Source organism: Methylibium sp. T29-B (assembly GCF_000576225.1).
GTDB classification, from domain to species: Bacteria; Pseudomonadota; Gammaproteobacteria; order Burkholderiales; family Burkholderiaceae_C; genus Methylibium; species Methylibium petroleiphilum.
In genome coordinates this window covers 1-3310 of the sequence record NZ_AZSN01000254.1, presented here as the reverse complement: position 1 = coordinate 3310, position 3310 = coordinate 1, and the positions used below count along the sequence as shown (strand labels likewise).

Genomic DNA, 3310 nt, shown 5'->3' with positions numbered 1-3310 from the left:
GCTGATCGCCGCGCCGCCGGCGAGGAAGTTCTCGACCATCTGCGCGGTCACGTCGCTCGGGTAGGCCGACACGCCGCGCGCCGCGAGGCCGTGGTCGGCCGCGAACACCAGCACCTGCGGTGCGTCCAGCCGAGGGTCCACGCGGCCCTGCAGCAGGCCGGCCTGCAGCATCAGCGCCTCCAGCTGGCCCAGCGCGCCGAGCGGCTTGGTCAGGTGGTCGATGCGCTGCCGCAGGCGAGCGGTGAGCACTGCGTCAGCGCGGGGCGCGACGGCGGGCGGTGTCCAGTCCATCTCAATCCTTCCCGGGTTCGGGTTCGGCGTCGGCCAGCAGCCGCATCAGCGCGCCCGGCTCGAATGACGGTCGATGAATCGGCCAGTCCGTCGAACACCGACTCGAGGCCGCGCACGCGCGCACCGAACAGCGCGCGCAGCACCTCGGTCGATTCGAACAGGCCGTGCGCGTAGAGGCCCAGCACGCTGCCCTGCTGCCAGCCGATGGCTTCGCCCTCGGCATTGCGCAGCGCCACCGCCGCCGCTGGCAGCGCCGGGTGCTGCACGCTGCGGCCGTGGCGGATCTCGTAGCCGCCGAACTGCACGCCGCGCAGCATGCTCCATTCGTCGCCCACACCATCGAAGCAGGCGTCGGTGCGGCGCAGCAGCTTGTCGGGCTCGAAGGCCGTGACCAGCGGCAGCAGGCCCAGCCCCGGCGCATTGCCCTCGCCGTTCTCGCCCTCCACGCCGTGCGGGTCGACCAGCGCCTCACCCAGCATCTGCAGGCCGCCGCACAGCCCCAGCACCGGGCGGCGCGCGGCGGCATGGCGCGCCAGCGCCGCGTCGATGCGCTGCTCGCGCAGCCAGGCCAGGTCGCCGCTGGTGTGCTTGGAGCCGGGCAGCACGATCCAGTCGGCGCCCGCCAGCTCTTCCGCACTGCGCGCCCAGCGCAGCTGCACGCCGCGCAGCTGGCGCAGCGGCTGGAACTCGTCGAGGTTGCTGATGCGCGGGTAGGCCACGACGGCGATGCGCAGGCTGGCCGCGGCATCGACGGCGCCGCGCTGCCAGCCGGGGCCCTCGTCGTGCAGGCCGTCTTCCTCGGGCAGTCCGTGGCCGCGCCACATCGGCAGCACCGCGAGGGTCGGCACGCCGGTCAGCGCCAGCAGCTGCTGCGGCCCCGGCTCGAGCAGCCGCGCGTCGCCGCGGAAGCGGTTCAGCACATAGCCCCGCAGCAGTGCCCGCTCCGCCGCCGGCAGCAGCTGGTGCGTGCCGTAGAGGTGGGCGAACGCGCCGCCACGGTCGATGTCGCTCACCAGCAGGCAGGCGGCCCGCGCCGCCTGCGCGGTGCGCATGTTGACGTAGTCGCTGGCGTGCAGGTTGATCTCGGCCGGCGAGCCGGCGCCCTCGATCACCACCACGTCGTTCTCGGCCATCAGCGCCAGCAGCGCGTCCTGCGCGAACGGCCACAGCCGCTCGCTGCGCTCGCGCCACGGCACGGCCGCGAGGTCGGCACGCACCTCGCCCAGCACGACGACCTGGCTGCCGGTGTCGTTCTCGGGCTTCAGCAGCACCGGGTTCATGCGCACGTCGGGCAGCACCCGGGCGGCCAGCGCCTGGAAGTACTGCGCGCTGCCGATCTCGCCGAGCCGGCCCCCGCTGCCCGGCACCACGCGCGCGTTGTTGCTCATGTTCTGCGCCTTGAAGGGCGCGACCTTCAGGCCCTGGCGCGCGTACCAGCGGCACAGCGCCGTCGCCAGCCAGCTCTTGCCGGCCCCGCTGGTGGTGCCGAGCACCATGACGGCCCGCGCGGTCGATCGTGTGCGTCCGTTCATCGTCTCAGGGCGCCGCGTCGGCGGGCAGGTGGGGCACGGTGATGTAGCGCTGCACGCCGCCGGGGCTCGGCAGCGGCTCGATGCGCAGCGCGCCGTCGAACACGTCGACCAGCGCGTGGTGCAGCGCCGGATCGTCGTGCGCGCCCTCGGCGCGCAGGCGCCCGGCCTGCAGCACCACCAGCCGGTCGGCCTGCAGTGCCAGCGGCAGGTCGTGCAGCACGCTGACCACCGTGTGGCCGCGCGCCAGCCGGCGCAGCAGCCGGACCAGCGCCACCTGGTGCGGTGGGTCGAGATGGGTGGTCGGCTCGTCGAGCAGCAGCACCGGCGCACGCACCGCCAGCGCGCGCGCCAGCAGCACGCGCTGGCGCTCGCCGCCCGACAGCTCGTGCAGGCGGGCGTGCTGCCAGGCACTGCACTCGGTGGCGGCCATGGCCTCGTCGACGATGGCCTCGTCGGCCGGCCCCGGCAGCGCGAACAGGCCGAGCTGCGGCAGGCGGCCGAGCTGCACCGTCTCGCGCACCGTGAGGTCGCCGCTGGTGTCGCCCTGCTGCGCCAGCCAGGCGATACGCCGTGCACGCTCGCGTGCCGGCCATTCGGCCAGCCGCCGCTGCTGCAGCCACACGCTGCCGCGCGCCGGCGTCAGCAGCCCGGCCAGCGTGCGCAGCAGCGTGGACTTTCCGGCTCCGTTGGGGCCGACGATGGCGGTCCAGCCCGGTTCCAGGCTCAGCGACAGGTCGTGCAGCACCGGGTGGTCGCCCAGCGCGACCTGCAGGCCGTCGGCGCGCAGGGTCGGGCCCGGCCCGCCTGTCTCGCGCGGCGCGACCGGCGCGTTCATGCCATCCCCCGGCGGTGCAGCAGCCACAGCAGGTAGCCGCCGCCGAGCACCGCGGTCAGCACACCGACCGGCAGCTCCTGCGGCGCGATCAGGCTGCGCGCCAGCACGTCGGCCGCGAGCAGCAGGCAGCCACCGGCCGCGGCGCTGGCGACCAGCGTGAAGCTCTGCGTCGCCGGCACGAAGCGCCGCACCAGGTGCGGCGACACCAGGCCGACGAAGGCCACCAGTCCGGCCTGCGACACCGCGAGCCCGGTCGCCAACGCCAGCACCGTCACCAGCACCATGCGCAGCGTCGGCAGCGCGAGGCCCAGGCTCACGGCGCTGTCGATGCCCAACGTCAGTGCATCCAGCACGCGCGCCAGCCGCCACGCCAGCGGCAGCGTCAGCGCCAGGCCAACGGTCAGCAGGCCGACACTGGTCCAGCCCAGGAAACCGGTGCTGCCGAGCATGAAGGCCTGCTTGCCGCGCAGGGCCTCGGGCGCCGCCATCGTCGCCAGGTCACCGAACGCGCCGAGCACCACGCCCACCACCACGCCGGCCAACAGCAGCCGCACCGTGTGCTGGGCGCCGCGCGACAGCAGCAGCGTCAGCAGCACCCGCCCAGCGCACCGGCGAGGCGCCAGCACCAGGCCGCGCGCGCCAGCCAGGTCGG

The 3310-nt window shown here is 74.8% G+C and carries 3 protein-coding genes and 1 pseudogene; all 4 read right to left on the bottom strand.

Annotation, left to right across the window (positions count from 1 at the left end; all coding sequences use genetic code 11):
• The coding region (locus Y694_RS20640) for a nicotinate-nucleotide--dimethylbenzimidazole phosphoribosyltransferase (protein ID WP_036236085.1) at positions 1-291 on the bottom strand (291 nt) is incomplete at its 3' end.
• Between the two features lies 1 nt (position 292).
• Positions 293-1823: pseudogene (locus tag Y694_RS20635) on the bottom strand (cobyric acid synthase).
• 4 nt (positions 1824-1827) lie between these two features.
• Positions 1828-2658, bottom strand: a complete 831-nt coding sequence (locus Y694_RS20630; protein WP_051495952.1) for an ABC transporter ATP-binding protein — start codon at positions 2656-2658, stop codon at positions 1828-1830.
• The coding region (locus tag Y694_RS20625) for an iron ABC transporter permease (protein ID WP_155935884.1) at positions 2655-3310 on the bottom strand (656 nt) is incomplete at its 5' end. The genes Y694_RS20630 and Y694_RS20625, both read right to left, overlap by 4 nt.